We start from the raw sequence: 20,681 nt of genomic DNA on the forward strand, positions 1-20,681 counted from the left end.
CGCGGCCCCGTGCACTAGATAACCGCACGCCCGATGCATCGCTTCGCCAACCCCGTACGCTTTCTCAAGATCGCTCGTCCCGCGACCGCGTGGTTGCTTGGGCTCGGCCTGGTTCTGACCGCCGCGGGAGTGCTCGGCGGGCTGTTCGTCACGCCGCCCGATTACTTGCAGGGCGAGACGGTGCGCATCCTGTACATCCATGTCCCGACCGCCTGGCTGGGCATGGGCGGCTGGACCGGGATCGCGGTCGCCAGCCTCGCGACCATAGTCTGGCGGCACCCGCTCGCGAGCGTCGCCGCCCGCGCGATCGCTCCCGTCGGCGCGACCTTTGCCTTTCTGTGTCTCGCGACCGGCTCCATCTGGGGGCGCCCGACCTGGGGCACCTGGTGGGAATGGGACGGGCGGCTGACCTCCATGCTGGTGCTGTTCTTTCTCTACCTCGGCAATATCGCCCTGGCCGCGGCTGAGCGGGAGCGCGGTCCGGACGGGCGGATCGCCGCCATCTTCGGGCTGGTCGGGGCGGTGAACCTGCCGATCATCCATTTCTCGGTGCAATGGTGGCGCACCCTGCACCAGGGCGAGAGCATCAAGCTGACCGGCTCGTCGATCGCCCCCGAGCTGCTGTGGCCGCTGCCGCTCACCCTGTTCGGCTTCTCCGCCCTGTTCGGCGCCGCGGTGCTGATGCGGATGCGGACGGAGCTGGCGCAGACCCGGATTGAGGCACGGCTGAGGCGCATGGCCGCGGCTAGCGCAGGACGGGGCGCTTCGACAGGCTCAGGACAGGCGGCGGCCGTATGAACCAGCTGCTGTTCGTCGCCGCGGCCTACGCGGCCGTGCTGGGCGGGGTCGGCGGCCTACTGGCCCTGTCCGCAACGGCGATGCGCCGGGCCGAACGCGCTGCCGACGCGATGAGCGAGCGCCGATGAGGGCAGCGCCCAAGCACCAGCGGCTTGCCCTGGTGCTGCTTGCCATGGCCGCGCTGGTCGGCGCGGCGCTGCTCGCCATGTGGGGGCTGGGCGATCGCGCGGCCTATTTCCGGACGCCCCAGGACATCGCGGCCGGGCGCGCCGACGTCGGTCAGCCCCTGCGGCTTGGCGGCATGGTGCAGCAGGGCTCGATCGAGAAGCAACCGGACGGCGTGTCGATCCGCTTCGTGGTGACCGATGGTCCGGCGAGCGTCCCCGTCCAGTTTCGCGGGATCACGCCCGACCTGTTTAAGGAAGGCAGCGGAGTGGTCGCGGAGGGCCGCTTGACGCCGGCCGGAGTGTTCACCGCGGACACCATCCTCGCCAAGCATGACGAGCGCTACATGCCGCCGCAGCTGGGCAACCAGGCGGCGGAGCTGGCGACCCGGCAGACGCTCGACCGATGATCGCCGAGGCGGGTCTCGCCGCATTATGGCTGGCCGCGGCGCTGAGCCTGCTGCAGCTCGTCGCCAGCCTGGCGGGGCCGCGCGTTCCGGAACTGCGGCGGCTAATCGTGCCGGTGGCGGCAGCCCAGGGTGCGTTGACCCTGTTCGCCTTTCTGATGCTCCTGTGGCTGTTCCTGCGGACCGACCTGTCGGTGCAGCTGGTGGCCGCGAACAGCCATTCCATGAAGCCGTGGATCTATCGCTTTGCCGGTACCTGGGGCAACCACGAAGGGTCCATGCTGCTGTGGGTGACCGTGCTGACGGTCGCGGGCGCGCTGCTGGCGCTGCTCGAGCGGCGGCTGCCCGAGCGGACGCTGCACGCGACGCTGGGCGCGCAGGCGGCGCTGGCGTTGGGCTTCTTCGCCTTTCTGCTGCTCGCCTCCAACCCGTTCGCGCGCCTGGTGCCGGCGCCGCGGCAAGGTCTCGGCCTCAATCCCCTGCTACAGGACCCCGGCTTAGCCTTCCATCCGCCAACCCTTTACTTCGGTTATGTCGGCCTGTCGGTTGCCTTCAGCCTGGCGGTCGGCGCGCTACTGACCCGCGAGGTCGGGCCGGCGCTGGCCCGGACGATGCGCCCGTGGGTGCTGGGCGCTTGGGTGCTGCTGACGGTCGGCATCACGGCGGGAAGCTATTGGGCCTATTACGAGCTCGGCTGGGGCGGCTGGTGGTTCTGGGACCCGGTCGAGAACGCCTCGCTGATGCCGTGGCTGGCGGCGACGGCCCTGCTCCACTCGATCAGCGTTCTCGCTGCCCGCGGAGGGCTGCGCACCTGGACCATCATGCTGGCGGTGGTCGCCTTTTCCATGTCGATGGTCGGCACCTTTCTGGTCCGCTCGGGCATCCTGACGTCGGTGCATAGCTTCGCCGTCGACCCGGCGCGGGGCAGCTTCATCCTCGCCTTGCTGGCCCTCTACGTGGGCGGCGCGCTGTTCCTGTTCGCCACCCGCGTCGGCACGGTAAAGGAGGGCGCCGGGTTCGACATCGTCAGCCGCGAGGGCGCGCTGGTCCTCAACAACCTGCTGCTGAGCGTGATCCTAGGCACGGTGTTCGTCGGTACGCTCTACCCGCTGTTGGCCGAAGCGGTGAGCGGCGAGAAGCTGTCGGTCGGCCCGCCATACTTTAACGCGGTAACCGGCCCGTTGACCCTGGCCCTGGCGCTGCTGCTGTTCATTGGGCCGCTGCTGCGGTGGCGACGGGACAGCCGGCCTAACGCACCTCGGATCGCCGCGCCGCTGGTCGTGACGGTGCTGGCCTTTGCGGCAAGTTTCGTGCTGGACCCGGCGATGAGTGCCCTGGCGCGGCTCGGGTTGGGGGTAGCGGCGGGGCTGGCGGTCGCCAGCCTGCTGCCGCTCGCCGGACGGAACCTCCGGCGGACGCCGCTGGCGACCTGGGGCATGGTGATCAGCCACTTGGGGGTAGCGGTGGCCATCGCCGGTGCCGCGGCGGATACCGCGTTCACGGAGGAAACTCTCGCGGCAGCGCGCCCGGGCGAGACTCTCGCCGTGGGTCCATGGCAGGTCCGCTTGGGAAGCGTCGTGCCCGTTGCCGGACCCAACTGGACGGCGGTTGAGGGCCGCCTCTCGGCCAGCCGCGGTGGGCGAACGATCGATCTACAGCCGCAGAGCCGCTTCTTCTCCGATCCGCCGACCGAGACCAACGAGGCCGCCATCCGCACCTTGTGGGACGGGCAGCTCTACGCGGTGATCAGCGGCGCCGAGGACGGGGGGCGTTGGCAGCTGCGTCTCTGGTGGAAGCCGTTGGTGACGCTGATCTGGCTCGGCGGCGGATTGATCGCCCTGGGTGGTCTGCTGGCCCTGCTCGGCCGCTGGTGGCGCGGCCGCCGCCGGGTGCGCGAACCGGAGCTGGCCTATGCGTAGGCGTTGGTGGCTGGCGGTGCCGCTGGTCATATTCGCGTTGTTCCTGCTGGCGGTCGGCTGGCGATTGAGTGCGCCGCCCGATGCCACCGTCAAGTCCCGGCTGGTGGGACGGGCCATGCCGGAGTTCCAGCTGCCCGCGGCGACACCGGGCAGGCCTGACTTGCGATCGGCGGACCTGGCCGGGGGAGGGCCCAAGCTGGTCAACCTGTTCGCGAGTTGGTGCGTGCCGTGCATCGCCGAAGCGCCGGTGCTGGGCGAGCTGAAGGGGCGGGGTGTGACCATCCATGGCATCGCCATCCGAGATGCGCCGGCGGATGTGGCGGCATTCCTCCGCGACCATGGCAACCCTTACCGCCGCATCGGCGCCGACCCGCGCAGCCAGGTACAGATGACGCTCGGCTCGTCCGGAGTGCCGGAAAGCTTCGTGGTCGATGGCCGCGGCGTGATCCGCTACCAGCATATTGGGCCGATCATGCCTCAGGACGTGCCGACGGTGCTGGCCGAGCTGGAGAAGGCGGGGTGAGGGTTCCTCTCGCCGGATTGGCGTTGATGCTCGCAGCTCCCGCCGTTGCCGACAGCGGCCAACCCGCGGCGCCCTATGCCTACCGGCAGCTCACCGACCCGGAGCAGGAGGCCCGGGCCAAGGCGCTGATGGAGGAGCTGCGCTGCCTAGTCTGCCAGGGCCAGTCGATCGCCGACAGCGATGCCGAGCTCGCAGGCGACATGCGCAGCCTGGTGCGGGAGCGGATCGCGGCCGGTGAAAGCCCTGAGCAGGTGCGGTCCTGGCTGGTCGAGCGCTATGGAAGCTGGGTAAGCTACGCGCCCGTCCTCGGAGCGGACACCTTGCTGCTTTATGCCGCGCCGTTGCTGTTGCTGCTGCTCGGCGGGCTGCTGGCGGCGCGGCGCTTGAAGCGGCGTGCGCGGTGATGGGCTGGCTGATCCTAGGCGGACTCGTGGCGCTCACCGCCGCTGCGCTGTGGTGGCTGGGACATCTCCGGAGCGCGCAGGCGCAGCTGGTGCTGGGGGCGTTGATGATCGGGGGTGCCGGCTATGCGCTTCAAGGGGAACCCGGCCTGCCGGGAGCGCCGCGGGAGGCCGGGCGCCGGGCAGCCTCGCTGCCGCTGACCGAGCCGCGCCAGGCCATGCTGGGCCGGTTCAACTCAAGCGACCGCTGGCTGACCATTGCCGACAGCTTCGCCTCGCGCGGCAACACCGAGGACGCGGTGGGCGTGATCCGCTCCGGTTTGCGGGCGGACCCGGACGACCTCGGCTTGTGGATCGGGCTGGGCAATGCGCTGGTCGATCATGCCGGGATGGTCACTCCGGCATCCACGCTGGCTTACGCGCGAGCGAGGGAGCTCGCACCAAGGCACCCGGCGCCATTGTTCTTCGAGGGGCTGGCGCTGGCCCGGTCGGGCAAGCGGGACGAAGGACTCGCGCTTTGGCGCCGGGCACTGGCGCTAACCCCGCCGGGCACGAGCTACCGGCCGATGATCGAAGGCGGAGTGGCGGCGCTGGCGGGACGTGCCCGTCGCCGCTCCCGTAGTTACCCCGGCCCTGAGCCGGGGTCCGCCTTCCTTCGCAATCGAACAAGCAAGTAAGCCGGATCCCCGGGTCGAGCCCGGGATGACGATCGCCTACTTGCCCCTGCCAGTCTTATCCTGAAGCTGGTCGATCTTCTTGGATGCGTCGGCCTTGTTGAGCTCGGGATCGAACTCCTCGCCGGCTTCCTCGCTCAAGGTCTCAAGATAGGAAGCCTGCGCGCCGGTCATTGGCTCACCGCCGGTGGTCCAATGGTCGGGGTCCTTGACCGCATTGCCGGTCGGATGAGCCTTGGGGTCGTCGGGAATTTTGTCGGACATTGATGCACCTTCTCAAGAGTTTGAGTTGGTGCACTAACGGTCGCGTTCTTTTTATGTTCCCGTCTATGCCGCGGCTGCGAACGGCAGGTCGAGCGCTTCGGCAACGGTCTCGTGCCGGATCTGGCCGCCCGATACATTGAGCCCGTTGGCAAGGTGCGGATCCTGCCGCATCGCCTCTTCGGCGCCGAGGTTCGCAAGCTTTAGCGCGAAGGGCAGGGTGGCGTTGTTGAGGGCGAAGGCGGAGGTGCGCGACACGGCGCCGGGCATGTTGGCGACGCAATAGTGGATCACTCCGTCGACCTCGAACACGGGGTCGTCGTGGGTGGTGGCCCGGCTGGTCTCGAAACAGCCGCCCTGATCAATTGCGATGTCGACCAGCACCGAGCCGCGCTTCATGGTCTTGAGCATGTCGCGAGTGACGAGCTTGGGCGCGGCGGCCCCGGGCACGAGCACCGCGCCGATCACCAGCTCGGCTTCTTCCACCGCGCTAGCGATGGAGGCTTTGGTGGCGTAGGCGGTCTTGATCTGGCTGGAGAAGAACATGTCGAGTTCGGCCAGCCGCTCCATGCTGATATCGTAGATGGTGACGTCGGCGCGCATGCCGACCGCCATCTGCGCCGCGTTAACGCCAGACACCCCGCCGCCGAGGATCGCCACCTTGGCGGGGGCAACACCAGGGACGCCGCCCAAGAGCACGCCGCGGCCGCCCTGCTCCTTTTCGAGATAGTGGGCGCCAACCTGTACCGACATGCGGCCCGCGACCTCGCTCATCGGCTTGAGCAGGGGCAGCGCGCCCGTGCGCGACGTCACCGTCTCATAAGCGATACAGGTCGCGCCCGACTTCATCAGACCTTCGGCCTGAGGCTTGTCGGCCGCGAGGTGGAGGTAGGTGAACAGCAGGTGGTGCGGCCTCAGCAGGGCGATCTCGTCGGGCTGGGGTTCCTTGACCTTGACGATCATCTCGGCCGTGTCGAACAGCTCGGCTACGCTGCCGACGATGGTCGCGCCCGACCGCTGGTAGGCGCTGTCCGGACAGTCGATCCCGCCGCCCGCCCCCGACTGCACGAAGACCTCGTGTCCAGCGGCCACCAGCTCCTTCACGGACGCGGGCGTGAGCCCGACCCGATATTCGTGGTTCTTGATCTCCTTGGGGACACCGACGCGCATTCCGTTCGCTTTCATATGACTAGGTTAAGGTCGTTGGCGCGGCCCTATAGACCGGATGCGGCGCGGAGTGCCAGCCGATTGCGGGACCACAACGCTCCTGCTAGAGCGCCCCGCCGCCGATGAACATCACCGCAACCGGAGCCGCCGTGTCGGCCCCCGCGAATGAGGGGGTTACGGACACCAGCCATGTCGGGGGCCATGCACCGCAGGGCTCGCTCGCGAAGCTTGCGGTCGGCGCGGTGGGCATCGTTTTCGGCGACATCGGCACCTCCCCCATCTACGCCTTTCGCGAGACCTTCGCCGGTCATCACCAGCTCGCTCCGGACGCCTTGCACATCTACGGCGTTCTTAGCCTGATATTCTGGTCGATGATGATCATCGTGACGCTGAAGTACGTCACCATCATCATGCGCGCCGACAACAAGGGCGAGGGCGGCAGCCTGGCGTTGCTGGCATTGATCAACCGATCGACCAGCGACAGGCGGCGCTGGACCGCCGGGATCGTCATGCTGGGCGTGTTCGCGACGTCGCTGTTCTACGGCGACAGCATGATCACGCCGGCGGTTTCCGTGCTGTCGGCTGTCGAGGGGCTGACGACGGTCAATCCGGCGTTCGAGCCTTACGTCATTCCGCTGGCGGTTGCGATCCTGGTCGGGCTGTTCGCCATCCAGTCGCGCGGCACCGCCAAGGTCGGGACGCTGTTCGGGCCGATCATGCTGCTGTACTTTACTGTGCTCGCGGGACTGGGCGTGCTGCACATTTTCAAGCACCCGCCAGTGTTGTGGCACATGCTGAACCCGGGCAACGCGCTGGCCTTCTACATTGCCGAGCCGCTGCCGGCCTTTATCGCCATGGGCTCAGTGGTGCTGGCGGTGACCGGCGCCGAAGCGCTGTACGCCGACATGGGGCATTTCGGGCGGCGGCCGATCCGGGTGTCGTGGCTCTACTTCGTGTTGCCCGCGCTGCTGCTCAACTACCTTGGGCAGGGTGCGATGCTGCTTAGTCAGACTCCCGCCGAGGCGCTCGAGACGGTCAAGAACCCGTTCTTCTATCTTGCCAGCGAATCCTTCCGGCTGCCGCTGGTCCTGCTTGCGACCTGCGCCACCATTATCGCCAGCCAGGCGGTGATCAGCGGGGCGTTCTCGGTCACCCAGCAGGCGATCCAGCTGGGCTTCATCCCGCGGCTGCGGATCACCCACACCAGCGAGACTGCGGCCGGGCAGATCTACATCCCGGTGATCAACTGGGCGCTGATGGTGATGGTGATCCTGCTGGTAGTCACTTTCCAGAGCTCGTCCAACCTCGCTGCAGCCTACGGGATCGCGGTCACTGGGGCGATGTTCATCGACACCCTGCTGCTCGCGGTGGTGTTTTTCTCCCTGTGGAAGTGGCCGGCGTGGAAGGCAGTGCCGCTGATCGCGCTGTTCCTGTTCGTGGACATCCTGTATTTCAGTTCCAACCTCCTGAAGGTGCCGGACGGTGGCTGGTTCCCGCTGCTGGTGGGCGCAGTCGCCTTTACCATGCTCACCACCTGGGCGCGGGGCCGCAAGCTGATGCTCGACCGCATGTCGGAGGCCAGCCTGCCGATGGAGGTGTTCATCAAGTCGGCCGCGGCTAGCGCCACCCGCGTTCCCGGCACCGCGGTGTTCATGACGACGTCCATGCGGGGCGTGCCCCACGCGCTGCTTCATAATCTCAAGCACAACAAGGTGCTGCACGAGCGGGTGATGTTGCTCACCGTCCGGATCGAGGACGTGCCTCATATCCCGGCCGAGAAACGGCTGCAGACAGAGGATTACGGCGCGGGCTTCTTCCGGGTGCTGCTGCGCTACGGCTTCATGGAGGAAGTCAACGTTCCCGCGGAGCTGAGCCAGCTCGAGAACTGCGGTCCGACCTGCAAGATGATGGACACCAGCTTCTTCCTCGCTCGCCAGACGCTGATCGCGTCGTCCAAACCGGGAATGGCAATCTGGCGCGAGCGCTTGTTCAGCTGGATGCTGCGCAATGCGGAAAGCGCCATGGAGTTCTTCAAGCTGCCGACCAATCGGGTGGTGGAGTTGGGCAGCCAGGTCGAGATCTGACGACCCGAACGGGCGGTGGGCAGGGTAGGCTTGCCTCCTGCCGACTGAGCGCCGGTATTCCGCTTCTGCCGAGACGAGCGCGTGAACCATGCGCCGCGCCGCAGGTTCACGCGCCATGGATCAGATCGCCTCCTGGGTCGCGACCGTCGCCACCATCTTCGCCGCCTGCCTCACCGCTTCGAACCTAGGTTCCCGGATCACCGGCTACGGCTTCATCGTCTTCACCGTCGGCTCGATCGCCTGGTTCACCCTCGGCATCCTGACCGGACAGCCGGCGCTCATTTGGACCAACATCGTGATGACGGCGCTGAACCTGTTCGGCGTGTGGCGCTGGCTCGGGCGACAGGCCAAGGTGGAGGACGGGGCACAGGCAGCAGCAGAGGAAAGCCGCGCGCTGCCGGGCGAAACGCTGTTCCCGGCGTCGTCGCTGAACAGCGCCAAGCTGGTGAGCGCCGACGGGGCGAACCTTGGCACCTGCGTCGACGCCATGCTGGGCTGCGGTAGCGGGCGGCTGCAGTATCTGGTCGTGGCCGAGGGCGGGCTGGCCGGGGTGGGGGAGACCTTCCGGCGGCTGGAGTGGGGGGATGCCCAGGTGCACGACGGGGCGGTGCAGACCAGGTTCGACGAGGGGCGCTTCTCCACGTTGCCCGAGCTCACCAAAGACAATTGGCCCGGACGATGAGCGCGTTGATTGTGACCGCGGAGCTTGGGGCACGGGACTTCGCCTGGCTTGACGGTGAGCGCCGCGCTTACTTCCCGCCGGAGCGCAACCAGCTGTCTGCGCACCTGACGATGTTCCATGCGTTGCCGCCGTCGGCCGAAGGCGAAGTGCGGCGAGAGCTTGCGCGGCATGTGGGCGGAGCGCCGCCCCGAGCGACGGTGGCCGGATTGATGAACCTGGGGCGGGGCGTGGCCTACCGGATCGTTTCGGATGAGCTTGAAGCCATCCGCGGGTCCCTGGCCGATCACTTCCAAGGCCTGCTCACCGCGCAGGATGGGCAGGGCTGGCGGCCGCACGTCACCGTTCAGAACAAGGTGGAGGCGGCGGAGGCGAAAGCGCTGCTGCGCTCCCTGGAGGCGGCATTCCGTCCGCGGCCGCTCGGCATCAGCGGCCTTGGGCTACATCGTTACCTCGGAGGGCCCTGGGAAGCGCTCGGCCGGTGGAGCTTCCGGGGCGCCTAGCTCAGTTCGCCCACGCCCTCGCAGGTCAAGTCGAAGGCCGCCATCCCGGCTTCGAGCACGGAGGCGAGCATGGGCAGGTCCATCAGCTCTTCGACCGCCCCGCTGCGCCCGGTGTCCATCGCCTCTTCCATGGCCTCGCTCCAGTCGGAAGCCTCATAGGTTCCTTGGCCGACCCAGCAGAAGGCGAGCACCTCGGCAAGCTGGTCCTCGCCCAGATCGTCGAACGCCTGCCGGAGCTCCTCTTCAACGCCCGTGTTGATGTCGTCCTCCAAGACCGACAATGCGCCTTCGTCCTCGTCGTCCACGTTGTCCGCGGCCTCGTCCTCGAACTCGCCGGGGGTCTGAGCTTCATACTCCCGCGCACGCAGGATGATGCGGCAAAGCGTGTCGAGGGGGGTCAGCGGGTCCATTTGACAATCTCCTGATTTGCCCGCTGAACACGGGGATGGAGCGGACGGTTCCACCGCGTTGACCGGCGCACGCCCCCCCACTATATGCCGCCCGCACCCGCCTGGCGGGCAGCCCGAGACCATCCGTTGGCCCCCTGGAGCCGCGGGCATCGTGGGGCGGAGTAGCTCAGCTGGTTAGAGCAGCGGAATCATAATCCGCGTGTCGGGGGTTCAAGTCCCTCCTCCGCTACCATCTTCTCCGGTCGACGACCTTGCCGGGGACAAGGGCCGCCAGAAGCGGTCGCACGGATCCGATGAACAGCCGCGCCGCAATCGGCGGAGGGTTCCTTAGGACACGATGGCCTTCAGCATGCCGGTCACTAGCGGACGCAGGTCGCCGCCCATGCGACCGGCCTCGAACAACAATCCGAAGGTGAGCGCGTAGGTTAGCGCCCGATAGCGCTCAAGAATGTACGACATCGGGGCCTTCACGAGCGCTGGCAGCACGGCACTGGCAAGGATAACGAGCACAATCCCATTCAGGGCCGAAAACACCACATCGCTGACGAAGTGGATGCCGGTCACCAGCCTTGGCAGAGCCACGGCAAACACCGCCCACCCAAAGGCGAACAGCCCAACTCGGCGTGAGTAGAGGTAAACGACGGTGCTCAAGCCAAACACCAGCGCGCATGTATCGCTCGGAAAGGAGCTGATGTCGCGCTGAGGCGCCCCGCCGAAGAACTGTGTGAAGGTATAGCCCGGCTGGAAGAACGGCCGCTCCCGATGGCCGATCAGCTCCTGAACTGCCATCGCCACGACGATGGAGATGAAGGAAGCAGCCAAACCCACGGCGATCCGCAATTGGAGCCGGTCCGTATCCGGCCGGTCATTGCTGGAGAACCAGCACCAGACCACGAGCATCAGCGACGGCAAGGTCTTGATCAGCAAAGCAGCCGTCAGCCAGTACGTCTGCCCGACGAATTGAGGATGGGCGTGGCCGAACCGGTTGAAGGCTTTGGCGCTAGCCGTATCGAAAGAGATGAGCCACGGCATCTCGAACTTCACTGCCCAGACGAGGAACAGCTGGATCAGGATCAGGGCGAAGCAAAAGAGCTTGGCCTGCCCGCTAAACTCAATGCCCGAGGAGGCGGAGAGATACCTGCCCAGCCTGGCCTGACTGTCGGGCTCGAGCCGCTTCGAAGAGACAGGCACCCGGGTGTCAAGCATAAATGACCCTTCTTCTATACGGCTCCTCAGACGGGCATCGATACACGGATTGTCACAAGATTGAAATAGTGTGTTCACGGTTTTGGAGTTAAGCGTAAGATAACGGGCTGGCCGGATTTGTACCCGCTGCTGCCGTCTCGTTGGCAAGTCGGGGCTTGGCCGAACGGCAAACGCCCGGACCGCTTGTTCAGCGACCCGGGCGTCCGCGTGACGACTGCTCGTCAGCCCCCTTTGGAGTGGTGCGGCAGCGGAAGCTCACTCCTCACCGCGGTCCTCCGGATCATCGGGCTTGCACCCATGACCGCTTGGAGAAAGGAGGCTAGGGTCACGGGCCCCGACTTGTCCACGGGAAGCTTCGCGGCCGTGACCTTTGCGTAGGCCCTGTGTCGGTCGCGCCACATGCCCGCTTGCATTGCCAGTTCAGCTTCTGCCCCCTAGGACGCGCGCCCATGCGCCTGTCCCAAGCCTTTCTGCCGGTCCTCAAGGAAAGCCCGACCGACGCCCAGATCGTCAGTCACAAGCTGATGCTCCGCTCCGGGCTGGTGCGGCAGACGGCCGCGGGCATCTACGCGTGGCTGCCGCTCGGCTACCGCGTGCTCAAGAAGATCGAGGGGATCGTCCGCGAAGAGCAGGACCGGGCGGGCGCAATCGAGTTGCTGATGCCGACGCTGCAATCGGCCGAGCTATGGCGGGAGAGCGGTCGCTACGACGCTTATGGGCCGGAAATGCTGCGCATCCGCGACCGGCACGAGCGCGAGATGCTCTACGGGCCGACCAACGAGGAGATGATCACCGTCATCTTCCGCGACGAGGCCCGCAGCTACCGCGACCTCCCGCGCACGCTCTACCATATTCAATGGAAGTTCCGCGACGAGGTGCGCCCGCGGTTCGGAGTGATGCGCGGGCGCGAGTTTCTGATGAAGGACGCCTACAGCTTCGACCTGGACGAGGCTGGCGCGCGGCAAAGCTACTATACGCAGCTGCTCGCCTATCTGCGCACCTTTCAGCGCATGGGCATCCGAGCGGTACCGATGAAGGCGGCGTCCGGGCCGATCGGCGGCGATCTTTCCCACGAGTTCATCGTGCTTGCTCCGACCGGTGAGAGCGAGGTGTTCTACGATGCCGAGTACGAGGGCATGGATTGGACCCAGTCGGGGCTCAGTTACGGCGATGCCGTGGGGCTGCAGGCGCTATTCGACCGCATCGGCCAGACCTACGCGGCGACCGACGAGACCCATGAAGAAACGCGCTGGGCCGAGGTGCCGGGCGAGCGGCAGCGGCAGGGTCGCGGCATCGAGGTCGGGCACATCTTCAACTTCGGCACCAAGTACAGCGAAGCCATGGGCTTTCGGGTGTCGGGGCCAGATGGCGCGATGGTGACGCCGCAGATGGGCAGCTACGGCATCGGCGTGTCGCGGCTTGTGGGGGCGATCATCGAAGCCAGCCATGACGAGGCCGGGATCGTCTGGCCGGAGGCGGTGGCGCCGTGGCGGGTGGGACTGGTGACCATGCGCGGCGACGACGCGGCAAGCGTCGCGGCCGCCGGCGACCTCTACGACAAGCTGACTTCGGCGGGGGTCGAGACGCTCTACGACGACCGGGACGAGCGGGGCGGGGCCAAGCTCGCCGGCATGGACCTCATGGGCCTGCCCTGGCAGCTCATCATCGGTCCGCGGGGCCTGGCGCAGGGGACAGCGGAGCTCAAGGATCGCCGCACCGGCGAGAAGCAGGAGCTTAGCCTGGAAAGCGCGTTGGCGAGGCTGACGGCGTGATCCTCAACCGCTACGAACGCACCATTGCCAAGCGCTACCTGTTGCCCGGCAAGGGCGAGGGGTTCATCTTCCTGGTCGCGGCGATCAGCCTGGGCGCGGTCGCGCTGGGCGTAGCGGCGCTGATAATCGTCATGAGTGTGATGAACGGCTTCCGGGCGGAGCTGTTCGACAAGATCGTCGGCTTGAACGGTCATGCTGTGGTTCAGGGATACGACGGCCGCTTGCCGGGGTGGCAGCAAATGGCTGCGCAGGCCAGGCGGGTTTCGGGCGTTACTTCGGCGACGCCGCTGATCGAACAACAGATGCTGGTGAGTGGAAACGGACGCGCCACCGGCGCGATCGTCCGCGGAATGCGGGTCGAGGACATCCGCACCAATCCCACCATTTCGGGCGGAGTCAAATCCGGCGACATCCGCTCCCTGACGCCGGGCAGCGACAGGGTTGCCATCGGCAGCAGGCTTGCGGAGTCCATTGGCGCTTACCCCGGCGGTACGATCAGCCTGATCAGCCCGGAGGGTCGTTCCACCCCAGTCGGTACCGTGCCGCGCATCGTCAGCTATACGGTGGGCGCCACCTTTGAGGTCGGCATCTACGATCTCGATAACCTGTATGTGCTGATGCCCATGGAAGACGCGCAGAACCTGCTCATGTTGGGTGAGGACGTCAGCACCATCGAAGTGGAAGTCGCGGCGCCCGACCGGATGAACGACCAGCTTGGCGCTCTGCAACAGATCGTCCAGGGCAGGGGCGTGGTGGTCGATTGGCGCTCCATGAACTCGGCATTGTTCGAGGCCTTGGAGGTCGAGCGGATTGCCATGTTCGTGGTGCTGTCGCTGATCATCCTGGTCGCGGTGTTCAACATCCTGTCCTCCTTAATCATGCTGGTCCGCGCCAAGACGCGTGATATCGCCATCCTCCGCACCATGGGCGCCAGCCGCCGCGGCATGCTCAAGATCTTCGTGACGGTTGGGGTGACCATCGGCTCTCTGGGGATCTTGCTCGGCCTGCTCCTCGGAGCGGTGTTTCTATTCTTCCGGCAGGCGGTGGTGAACGCCATCCAGGTTCTGACCGGTCAGAACCTGTGGGACCCCAGTGTTCGTTTCCTGTCCGAGCTACCCAGCAAGACGGACCCGCTGGAGGTGACCGCGATTGTTGTCCTGGCGCTGGTGCTGGCATTCCTGGCGACGCTCTATCCCGCCTGGAAGGCGGCGAGCACCGATCCGGTGCAGGTGCTGCGCTATGAGTGAGCCGGTCCTGGAGACCCGCGGCCTTGCGCGCAGTTTCGTCCAGGGCGACGTTACGATCGAAGTGCTCCGCGGCATCGACCTGGCGGTGCAGCCGGGCGAGATCGTGGCGTTGCTTGGGCCCTCAGGATCTGGCAAGTCGACCCTGCTCCAGGCGGTCGGCCTCTTGGAAGGCGGCTTCTCGGGCTCAATCCGGATCGCCGGCAAGGAAGCCGCGAGCCTCGACAACGACCAGCGCACGGAGTTGCGGCGCGACGCGCTCGGCTTCGTGTACCAGTTCCACCACCTGCTGGCCGATTTCGATGCAACCGAAAACGTGGTCCTGCCGCAGATCATCCGCGGCGCTGAAACGGACCAGGCGCATGACCGGGCCAAGCAGCTGCTGACCACCCTTGGTCTTGGAGCGCGGCTGGAGCATCGGCCGGCCAAGCTGTCGGGCGGCGAGCAGCAGCGGGTGGCGGTTGCGCGCGCCCTGGCAAACCGGCCACCGCTGGTCCTGGCGGATGAGCCGACCGGGAACCTCGATGAGGCTACCGCGAACGTGGTGCTCGCCGAATTTCTGGGGCTCGTCCGGGGCGAGGGCAGTGCCGCGCTGGTAGCAACGCACAATGAGCGACTAGCGGCAAAAATGGACCGGGTCGTTCGGCTGCACGACGGTCGGCTTGAGCCATTGGGACCAAATCGCCCCTGAAACGTTGCGCCCGTCATGCCAGATCGTCCGTCCGAGCCGCCCTTCGACCCGCGTGACCCGCGCAACCGTCCACCCCGCGACCCGCGTAACGAACCGCGTCAGGACCCCCGTTACGATCCGCGCAACGACCCGCGTCAGGACCCCCGTTACGACCCGCGCAGCGATCCGCGATATGACCCTCGCGAGGGAGGAGGCTTCGCTGCCGGCAGCGATCCCCGGCACGATCCGGCGGATCCCCGTTACGATCCGCGGTACGATCCCCGGGCGGACGCGCGCTACGATCCGCGGACGGACCCGAGGTACGACCCACGATATGATTCTCGTGCCGACCCGCGTTACGATCCCCGGCATGGGCCCGACCCGCGGTCGGGCGGATCGGTTCCGCCGCCCCCGCCTCCCGCGCCGCCGCTTGCAACGACCGAGCGGCCACGATCCCGGGGGCGGATGCTTGCCATTCTGGCGGGTCTCCTTGCGCTGCTGCTGATTGGCTTCTTCGCCTATCGCCTCACTCGGGCCGGGCCGGCTGAAGACCGCCTCAATGAAGCGGGTGCCGCAAGCGAGAACGCCGCTGTTGCAGAAGGGCCTGCGGAGCGCTGCGCTACCCAGCGCACCTATGAGTCGATCAAGCAGCAGCTGTTCCGCCGCGCCGCCCAGGTTCGCGGCACCGATCAGGCGGCGTTCGACCGCCTCGCCGCCTACGCCGTGGTGCGTGTCGATGCTCCGGTGCTCAAGCGTCAGGACGAGGAGCTCGGCACCCAGGTCTGCTCGGGCAACGTGTCGATCGACCTTCCGCCGGGGGTGGCGGTGGTCGGCGGCCGCCGCACCCTGACCGCTGAGATGGACTATGCGCTTCAGCCGGCAGCGGACCGCACCGGCGATGTGGTGACCCTGAGCGGCGCGGATGGGATCGTCGTCCCGCTGGCGACCCTGGCACGGACCGGCACCCAGCCGGGCTTGCCGCAGGCGGTTCAGCCGGGGCAGCCGCTGCCTCAGGCGCTGCCCCCGGGATCGCCGCAGCAGCCGGCACCCGTGCCAGTCCCGACTGCGCCCCCTCCGCCGCCCGCACCCACGCCCGCGCCACGTGCCGAACCCGCCCCCCCGCGAGCGGCCGCGGCCCGCCCTAGCTTCAACTGCGCCAATGCCCGCACTCGCGGCGAGCGCGCGGTGTGCGGCGATCCCGAGCTTGCCTCGCTCGATCGGCTGATGGCTGCGCAATATGTGGCGGCGCTGCGGCGGGCCGACTCCTCGGAGCGTGCGCTGCTGCAACGCACCCGCGACGCGTTCCTTGGGCATCGCGACCAGTGCACTTCCGACGCCTGCGTGGCGCAGACCTACCGCGGCCGCATGCGCGAGATTTCCGACATCATGTCGGGACGGTGGCAACCGCCGCGCTAAGCTGGGGATAACCGGGGCGGCGCGCTTGGCTCGGAGGCGCACCGCTCTATAGTGGGATCGATGGTCTTCGTTCCCCTTCGCGTCTTTTCCTCTTTCACCATGCTGGAGGGGGCGATGGAGCCCAAGACCATCGCTAAGACGGCGCGCAAGCTCGGCTTTCCGGCGGTTGGATTGACGGACCGGAACGGGCTGTACGCTGCCATGGCCTTCAGCGAGGCCTGCATGGGCGAAGGCGTGCAGCCCTTGATCGGCGCGACCCTTGGCCTGGCGCGTCCGGCCGACCTGCCGGGCACCCGCCTCGACTCGCTGGTGCTGCTCGCCAAGGATGAGGAGGGCTACGCCAACCTTTGCCGGCTAGTGTCCGCGGCGCACATGGAGCGGCCCGACAGCGACACCCCGCACGTCAGCCTGGAAGCGCTTGCCGCGCAGGCGGGCGGGCTCCTGGCGCTGACCGCCGGCGGTGAAGGCGCGGTTGCCCGTCTGCTGGCTGATGGGCAGGCGCGTGCGGCACGCGACTATCTCGAGCGGCTGCAGGCGATCTTTCCCGAGCGTCTGTACATCGAATTGTCACGTCGCGGGGACGGCGCGGAAGAAGCGGCGGAGAGCGCGCTCATTGATCTCGCCTACGCGTTCGACCTGCCGCTGGTCGCGACCAATCCCGCGGCTTACGCCGAGCAGGCCTTCCACCCGGCGCACGACGCGCTGCTGTGCATCGCCCAGTCCGCTTACGTCGAGAGCGCCGATCGGACGGCATCGAGCGAGCATGCTTGGCTGAAATCCGCGGGCGAGATGGAGGCGCTGTTCGCCGATCTGCCCGAAGCGCTGGCCAACACTGCCGTGATTGCCGAGCGCTGCGCCGTCGCCGCGCCCAAGCGCCGACCGATTCTCCCGCGGCTCAGCGACGACGAGGACGAGCAGCTGCGCCGGGACGCACGGGCGGGGCTGGAAGAGCGACTGGCCGACCGGGGGGAAGGCGATAAGGCGCCCTATCGCGAGCGGCTCGACTTCGAGCTCGACGTCATCGCGCGGATGGGCTTCTCGGGCTATTTCCTGATCGTCGCCGACTTCATCAAGTGGGCCAAGGCCAACGACATTCCGGTCGGCCCCGGCCGTGGTTCCGGCGCCGGCTCGGCGGTCGCCTGGGCGCTGACCATCACCGACCTTGACCCCATCGAACTCAACCTCCTCTTCGAGCGCTTCCTCAATCCCGAGCGCGTGTCGATGCCGGACTTCGACATCGACTTCTGCGAAACCCACCGCGACAAGGTCATCCAGTACGTCCAGGGCAAGTACGGCCGGGACCGGGTGGCGCAGATCATCACCTTTGGGCGATTGAAGGCGCGGGCAGTGCTCAAGGATACCGGCCGCGTGCTGCAGATGAGCTACGGCCATGTCGACCGGCTCGCCAAGCTAGTGCCCAACCACCCGACCGATCCCTGGACGCTGGAGCGCTCGCTGAACGGGGTGAGCGAGCTCGCGGCCGAGTACCGCGACGAGCCGCAGGTCAAGCGGCTGTTCGACCTGGCGATGAAGCTCGAAGGTCTGCCGCGGCATGCCTCCACCCACGCGGCGGGCGTGGTGATCGGCGACCGGCCGCTGCAGGAGCTGGTGCCGCTGCATCGCGACCCGCGCTCCGACATGCCGGTTACGCAGTTCGACATGAAATATGTCGAGGCGGCGGGGCTGGTGAAGTTCGACTTCCTCGGGCTCAAAACCTTGTCGGTGCTCAAGGAAGGGCAGCGGCTGCTTCGCCAGCGCGGCGTGGAGGTCGACTATGCCAAGCTGAAGTGGGACGATCCCCAGGTCTACGAGTTGCTCCAGCGCGGCGACACGGTGGGCGTGTTCCAGCTCGAATCCGAAGGCATGCGGCGGACGCTGGCGGCGGTGCGGCCGACCAGCTTCGGCGACATCATCGCGCTGGTGTCGCTCTACCGGCCCGGCCCGATGGACAACATTCCGCTGTTCGGCGACCGCAAGAACGGCCGGGTGCCGATCGAATACCCGCACCCGATGCTGGAAGAGGTGCTGGAGGAAACCTACGGCATCTTCGTCTACCAGGAGCAGGTGATGGAAGCGGCCAGGGTGCTGGCCGGCTACAGCTTGGGCGAGGCGGACCTGCTGCGCCGGGCAATGGGCAAGAAGATCCAGGCGGAGATGGACGCCCAGCGCGCCCGCTTCGTGGAGGGCTGCGCGGCGCACGCCATCACGCCAGCAAAGGCCAACGGGCTGTTCGACCTGATCGACAAGTTCGCGGGCTACGGCTTCAACAAGTCGCACGCCGCGGCCTACGCGCTGGTCGCCTATAATACCGCTTGGCTCAAGGCGCACCACCCGGCCGAGTTCTTTGCCGCCTCGATGAGCTTCGACATTCATCAGACTGACAAGCTCAGCCTGTTCGTCGAGGACCTGCGCCGGTCGGGGCTGGAGTTGCTGCCGCCTGACGTGAACGGGAGCCGTGCGGACTTCAGCGTCGAGGACGGCCGCGTCCGCTACGCGCTTGGTGCGCTCAAGGGCGTCGGTGAGAAGGCAATGGCCGACCTGGTTGTCGAGCGCGAGCGGAATGGACGGTTCAAGAGCCTGGACGACTTCGCCCATCGGATCGACCCGCGGCTGCTCAATCGGCGGCAGCTGGAGAGCCTCGCCGCCGCGGGCGCGCTGGACGGGCTGAACCCGAACCGCCCGGCGGTGCATGCGGGCGTGGAAACGATCCTCGCCCATGCGGCCAGCGCCGCGGATGCGCGGGAAAGCGGGCAAGGCGGGCTGTTCGGCGGTCCCGGCGAAGTTGCGGTCGCGCCCATCCGTTTGCCGCGCGATGCCCAATGGAGCCTGGCCGAGCGGATGGCGGCGGAACGCGATGCGTTCGGCTTCTACTTCTCGGCGCATCCGGTCGATCACCACAAGCACCTGCTGGCCGCGCACCGGGTCCGCACCTCAGCCGAGCTCGGTAGCATCCCCATGCCCGTGGATGGCGGCCGCACCGCCGCGACCATGGCCGGCCTGGTGGAGGAGGCCCGGTGGCGCACCTCGCAGAAAGGGCGGCGCTTCCTGATGGCGCGGCTAAGCGACAGCGCCGGACAGTTCGACGCGACGGTGTTCGACGATGAAGCGAGCGCCGCGGTGGAGGCGGCCGCCAAGGCGGGCGCCTGCGGCCTGCTGTCGGTCGAGGTGGACCGGCGTCCGGGCGAGGAGCAGCCGCGGGTCACCATCCGCCGCTTCCAGCCGCTGGACGAGCTGGCGAAACGGAGCAGGCTAGAGCTGAGGATCCGCTGCGAGGACGTCGCCTGCATCGAGGCGGTCGCCGCGGAGCTGCGCAAGGCGGCGGGCGGTACTGGGTTCGTGCGACTGGTCACCCGGCTGGCGAACGGACGCGAGGCCGTGCTGCTGCTGGGCAAGAACTATGCGCTCGATGCCGAGCTGGTCGCCCGGCTGGAGCGGCACACAGGTGCAGGGAGCATCGCTCTGGATGCAGCCGAGCCGATGCGGCTGGTGGGATGACGTAGAAAGGGCGGGTTCGGCATCGAGCCGATCCCGCCCTCCTGAAGCCCGGATCGAGTTCGGGGTGCTTTGGTCCGCCTGCGGCGGATCAAAGCATCTTCATGCCTTCCTTGTTCATGAGCGCGGTGATCTTCTTGTTCTGCTCTTCGCTGATCTCGTTCTTGAACCGCGGGTAGACCTGGTCCTCCTCCATCCGCGCATGCTCGGCGATGAGATTGCGGAACTCGCGGACGCGGACCAGGAACTCCGGCGAATCCTTGGGCATGTTGTCGAGCTCGTACAGGTAGGTCTTCACGTAGCCGTGCTCATGCTCGAGGTGGTCGGCGTCCACTGTCTCGTTGGCCTGACGAAGCGCCGGGTAGACGACGTTTTCTTCCTGATGGGCATGCTTCTCCAGCGCGTAGCTGAGCTTCTTGACCAAGGTCGCGCGCTTGCCTGTCTCGTTGTCGTCGGTCGCAAGCAAGGTATCGAAGGTCGCAAGCGTCGCCTTATGCTCGAGCTTCAGGATCTCGTCCCACTGATTGCCGGCAGCCATCGATGCGGATTTCTGCATCAGGAACTTGCGCGCCCAGTTCGCGCCGACCCCGATTACCGCACCTGCTGCCAGGGCGCCCAGCAGCGGGCCGGTGTTGGCGCTGGAGCCGAAGCTAAATGCGCTCCCGTCGGAACTGCTGTGCTTGCGCTCGGTGCGCCGGTCGGAACTCTTGTTGTCGCGGGTGTCACTACGGGTGGCCATCGTCTGCTCTCCTATCGGAATGGATTGCGGCTCCAACCGATGGGTGAGCAGCGGCGTTCCTGTTGCGAACAACTCTCATCCGCCTCACAGTGCGTTAACGGGCGACTCCTCAGCTTCGAAGGGTGGTGGAGCCTCGGCCGGAATCTCCGGCG

At 67.1% G+C, this 20,681-nt stretch carries 20 protein-coding genes and 1 tRNA gene; 16 read left to right on the forward strand and 5 right to left on the reverse strand.

The features are described 5' to 3' along the window. Window positions 1–33: 33 nt before the first annotated feature. Genes QZX62_RS00845 through QZX62_RS00875 form a run of 7 tightly spaced genes read left to right on the forward strand, consistent with a single transcriptional unit; the run spans window position 34 to window position 4,889 of the window. Window positions 34–798 carry a heme ABC transporter permease gene (locus tag QZX62_RS00845; RefSeq protein ID WP_294171469.1) on the forward strand — a complete coding sequence of 255 codons (765 nt, stop codon included), beginning with the start codon at window positions 34–36 and terminating at the stop codon, window positions 796–798. After that, window positions 795–926 carry a hypothetical protein gene (locus tag QZX62_RS00850; RefSeq protein WP_294171470.1) on the forward strand — a complete coding sequence of 44 codons (132 nt, stop codon included), beginning with the start codon at window positions 795–797 and terminating at the stop codon, window positions 924–926. The genes QZX62_RS00845 and QZX62_RS00850 overlap by 4 nt, the downstream gene beginning before the upstream one ends. Then, window positions 923–1,372, forward strand: coding sequence for a cytochrome c maturation protein CcmE (gene ccmE, locus QZX62_RS00855; protein WP_294171471.1), 450 nt, complete (start codon window positions 923–925; stop codon window positions 1,370–1,372). The genes QZX62_RS00850 and ccmE overlap by 4 nt, the downstream gene beginning before the upstream one ends. Further along, entirely contained in the window at window positions 1,369–3,288 is a 1,920-nt protein-coding gene (locus QZX62_RS00860; protein WP_294171472.1) for a heme lyase CcmF/NrfE family subunit, read from the forward strand. The genes ccmE and QZX62_RS00860 overlap by 4 nt, the downstream gene beginning before the upstream one ends. Then, window positions 3,281–3,811: a DsbE family thiol:disulfide interchange protein gene (locus tag QZX62_RS00865; RefSeq protein WP_294171473.1), complete on the forward strand. Its 531-nt coding sequence runs from the start codon at window positions 3,281–3,283 to the stop codon at window positions 3,809–3,811. Before QZX62_RS00860 ends, QZX62_RS00865 begins: the two co-directional genes overlap by 8 nt. 26 nt (window positions 3,812–3,837) lie before the next feature. After that, window positions 3,838–4,215 carry a cytochrome c-type biogenesis protein gene (locus QZX62_RS00870; protein WP_294171474.1) on the forward strand — a complete coding sequence of 126 codons (378 nt, stop codon included), beginning with the start codon at window positions 3,838–3,840 and terminating at the stop codon, window positions 4,213–4,215. Next, window positions 4,215–4,889 (forward strand): tetratricopeptide repeat protein, encoded by a 675-nt coding sequence (locus QZX62_RS00875; RefSeq protein ID WP_366926170.1) that lies wholly within the window; start codon window positions 4,215–4,217, stop codon window positions 4,887–4,889. Before QZX62_RS00870 ends, QZX62_RS00875 begins: the two co-directional genes overlap by 1 nt. Before the next feature lie 36 nt (window positions 4,890–4,925). Here the strand turns inward: QZX62_RS00875 and QZX62_RS00880 are convergent, their stop codons facing one another. Then, window positions 4,926–5,150 (reverse strand): DUF3072 domain-containing protein, encoded by a 225-nt coding sequence (locus QZX62_RS00880; RefSeq protein WP_294171476.1) that lies wholly within the window; start codon window positions 5,148–5,150, stop codon window positions 4,926–4,928. A gap of 63 nt (window positions 5,151–5,213) precedes the next feature. Continuing rightward, on the reverse strand, window positions 5,214–6,317 hold the full coding sequence (gene ald, locus QZX62_RS00885; RefSeq protein WP_294171477.1) for an alanine dehydrogenase: 1,104 nt from the start codon (window positions 6,315–6,317) through the stop codon (window positions 5,214–5,216). Window positions 6,318–6,436: 119 nt separating this feature from the next. On the opposite strand from ald, the gene QZX62_RS00890 reads away from it, so the two are divergent. From QZX62_RS00890 to QZX62_RS00900, 3 genes are all read left to right on the forward strand, one after another. Beyond that, window positions 6,437–8,398, forward strand: a complete 1,962-nt coding sequence (locus QZX62_RS00890) for a potassium transporter Kup (protein WP_294171479.1) — start codon at window positions 6,437–6,439, stop codon at window positions 8,396–8,398. Between the two features lie 115 nt (window positions 8,399–8,513). Beyond that, window positions 8,514–9,080 carry a PRC-barrel domain-containing protein gene (locus tag QZX62_RS00895; RefSeq protein WP_294171481.1) on the forward strand — a complete coding sequence of 189 codons (567 nt, stop codon included), beginning with the start codon at window positions 8,514–8,516 and terminating at the stop codon, window positions 9,078–9,080. After that, complete coding sequence (locus tag QZX62_RS00900; protein ID WP_294171483.1) at window positions 9,077–9,580, forward strand: 2'-5' RNA ligase family protein; 504 nt, start codon at window positions 9,077–9,079, stop codon at window positions 9,578–9,580. Before QZX62_RS00895 ends, QZX62_RS00900 begins: the two co-directional genes overlap by 4 nt. Here QZX62_RS00900 and QZX62_RS00905 read toward each other — a convergent pair. Then, window positions 9,577–9,990, reverse strand: coding sequence for a DUF3775 domain-containing protein (locus tag QZX62_RS00905; RefSeq protein ID WP_294171485.1), 414 nt, complete (start codon window positions 9,988–9,990; stop codon window positions 9,577–9,579). The genes QZX62_RS00900 and QZX62_RS00905 overlap by 4 nt on opposite strands. Window positions 9,991–10,145: 155 nt before the next feature. Here QZX62_RS00905 and QZX62_RS00910 point away from each other — a divergent pair. Then, window positions 10,146–10,222, forward strand: a tRNA-Met gene (locus tag QZX62_RS00910). A gap of 95 nt (window positions 10,223–10,317) precedes the next feature. Here QZX62_RS00910 and QZX62_RS00915 read toward each other — a convergent pair. Next, entirely contained in the window at window positions 10,318–11,196 is an 879-nt protein-coding gene (locus QZX62_RS00915) for a phosphatase PAP2 family protein (RefSeq protein WP_294171486.1), read from the reverse strand. 449 nt (window positions 11,197–11,645) lie between these two features. Between QZX62_RS00915 and proS the strand changes: the two genes are divergently transcribed. The 5 genes from proS to dnaE all read left to right on the forward strand — a co-directional run bounded on the left by proS (window position 11,646) and on the right by dnaE (window position 19,793). After that, window positions 11,646–12,968 carry a proline--tRNA ligase gene (gene proS / locus QZX62_RS00920; protein WP_294171487.1) on the forward strand — a complete coding sequence of 441 codons (1,323 nt, stop codon included), beginning with the start codon at window positions 11,646–11,648 and terminating at the stop codon, window positions 12,966–12,968. Further along, window positions 12,965–14,215, forward strand: a complete 1,251-nt coding sequence (locus QZX62_RS00925) for a lipoprotein-releasing ABC transporter permease subunit (RefSeq protein WP_294171488.1) — start codon at window positions 12,965–12,967, stop codon at window positions 14,213–14,215. Before proS ends, QZX62_RS00925 begins: the two co-directional genes overlap by 4 nt. Next, window positions 14,208–14,903, forward strand: coding sequence for an ABC transporter ATP-binding protein (locus tag QZX62_RS00930; protein ID WP_294171489.1), 696 nt, complete (start codon window positions 14,208–14,210; stop codon window positions 14,901–14,903). The genes QZX62_RS00925 and QZX62_RS00930 overlap by 8 nt, the downstream gene beginning before the upstream one ends. A gap of 444 nt (window positions 14,904–15,347) precedes the next feature. After that, a complete protein-coding gene (locus QZX62_RS00935) occupies window positions 15,348–16,298 on the forward strand; it encodes a hypothetical protein (RefSeq protein WP_294171490.1) in 951 nt (316 codons plus the stop codon). Window positions 16,299–16,358: 60 nt separating this feature from the next. Then, window positions 16,359–19,793, forward strand: a complete 3,435-nt coding sequence (gene dnaE / locus QZX62_RS00940) for a DNA polymerase III subunit alpha (RefSeq protein WP_294171491.1) — start codon at window positions 16,359–16,361, stop codon at window positions 19,791–19,793. Between the two features lie 88 nt (window positions 19,794–19,881). On the opposite strand, the gene QZX62_RS00945 is transcribed toward dnaE, so the two are convergent. Further along, window positions 19,882–20,529 (reverse strand): hemerythrin domain-containing protein, encoded by a 648-nt coding sequence (locus tag QZX62_RS00945; RefSeq protein ID WP_294171493.1) that lies wholly within the window; start codon window positions 20,527–20,529, stop codon window positions 19,882–19,884. Window positions 20,530–20,681: the final 152 nt, after the last annotated feature.

The organism is uncultured Sphingomonas sp. (assembly GCF_902806265.1).
Classification (GTDB): Bacteria; Pseudomonadota; Alphaproteobacteria; order Sphingomonadales; family Sphingomonadaceae; genus Sphingomicrobium.

Bases quoted from the DNA above. Each gene is read 5' to 3' on its own strand.
- QZX62_RS00845 (WP_294171469.1), top strand. From the start codon at position 34: ATGCATCGCTTCGCCAACCCCGTACGCTTTCTCAAGATCGCTCGTCCC.
- QZX62_RS00850 (WP_294171470.1), top strand. From the start codon at position 795: ATGAACCAGCTGCTGTTCGTCGCCGCGGCCTACGCGGCCGTGCTGGGC.
- ccmE (WP_294171471.1), top strand. From the start codon at position 923: ATGAGGGCAGCGCCCAAGCACCAGCGGCTTGCCCTGGTGCTGCTTGCC.
- QZX62_RS00860 (WP_294171472.1), top strand. From the start codon at position 1,369: ATGATCGCCGAGGCGGGTCTCGCCGCATTATGGCTGGCCGCGGCGCTG.
- QZX62_RS00865 (WP_294171473.1), top strand. From the start codon at position 3,281: ATGCGTAGGCGTTGGTGGCTGGCGGTGCCGCTGGTCATATTCGCGTTG.
- QZX62_RS00870 (WP_294171474.1), top strand. From the start codon at position 3,838: ATGCTCGCAGCTCCCGCCGTTGCCGACAGCGGCCAACCCGCGGCGCCC.
- QZX62_RS00875 (WP_366926170.1), top strand. From the start codon at position 4,215: ATGGGCTGGCTGATCCTAGGCGGACTCGTGGCGCTCACCGCCGCTGCG.
- QZX62_RS00880 (WP_294171476.1), bottom strand. From the start codon at position 5,150: ATGTCCGACAAAATTCCCGACGACCCCAAGGCTCATCCGACCGGCAAT.
- ald (WP_294171477.1), bottom strand. From the start codon at position 6,317: ATGCGCGTCGGTGTCCCCAAGGAGATCAAGAACCACGAATATCGGGTC.
- QZX62_RS00890 (WP_294171479.1), top strand. From the start codon at position 6,437: ATGAACATCACCGCAACCGGAGCCGCCGTGTCGGCCCCCGCGAATGAG.
- QZX62_RS00895 (WP_294171481.1), top strand. From the start codon at position 8,514: ATGGATCAGATCGCCTCCTGGGTCGCGACCGTCGCCACCATCTTCGCC.
- QZX62_RS00900 (WP_294171483.1), top strand. From the start codon at position 9,077: ATGAGCGCGTTGATTGTGACCGCGGAGCTTGGGGCACGGGACTTCGCC.
- QZX62_RS00905 (WP_294171485.1), bottom strand. From the start codon at position 9,990: ATGGACCCGCTGACCCCCCTCGACACGCTTTGCCGCATCATCCTGCGT.
- QZX62_RS00915 (WP_294171486.1), bottom strand. From the start codon at position 11,196: ATGCTTGACACCCGGGTGCCTGTCTCTTCGAAGCGGCTCGAGCCCGAC.
- proS (WP_294171487.1), top strand. From the start codon at position 11,646: ATGCGCCTGTCCCAAGCCTTTCTGCCGGTCCTCAAGGAAAGCCCGACC.
- QZX62_RS00930 (WP_294171489.1), top strand. From the start codon at position 14,208: ATGAGTGAGCCGGTCCTGGAGACCCGCGGCCTTGCGCGCAGTTTCGTC.
- QZX62_RS00935 (WP_294171490.1), top strand. From the start codon at position 15,348: ATGCTTGCCATTCTGGCGGGTCTCCTTGCGCTGCTGCTGATTGGCTTC.
- dnaE (WP_294171491.1), top strand. From the start codon at position 16,359: ATGGTCTTCGTTCCCCTTCGCGTCTTTTCCTCTTTCACCATGCTGGAG.
- QZX62_RS00945 (WP_294171493.1), bottom strand. From the start codon at position 20,529: ATGGCCACCCGTAGTGACACCCGCGACAACAAGAGTTCCGACCGGCGC.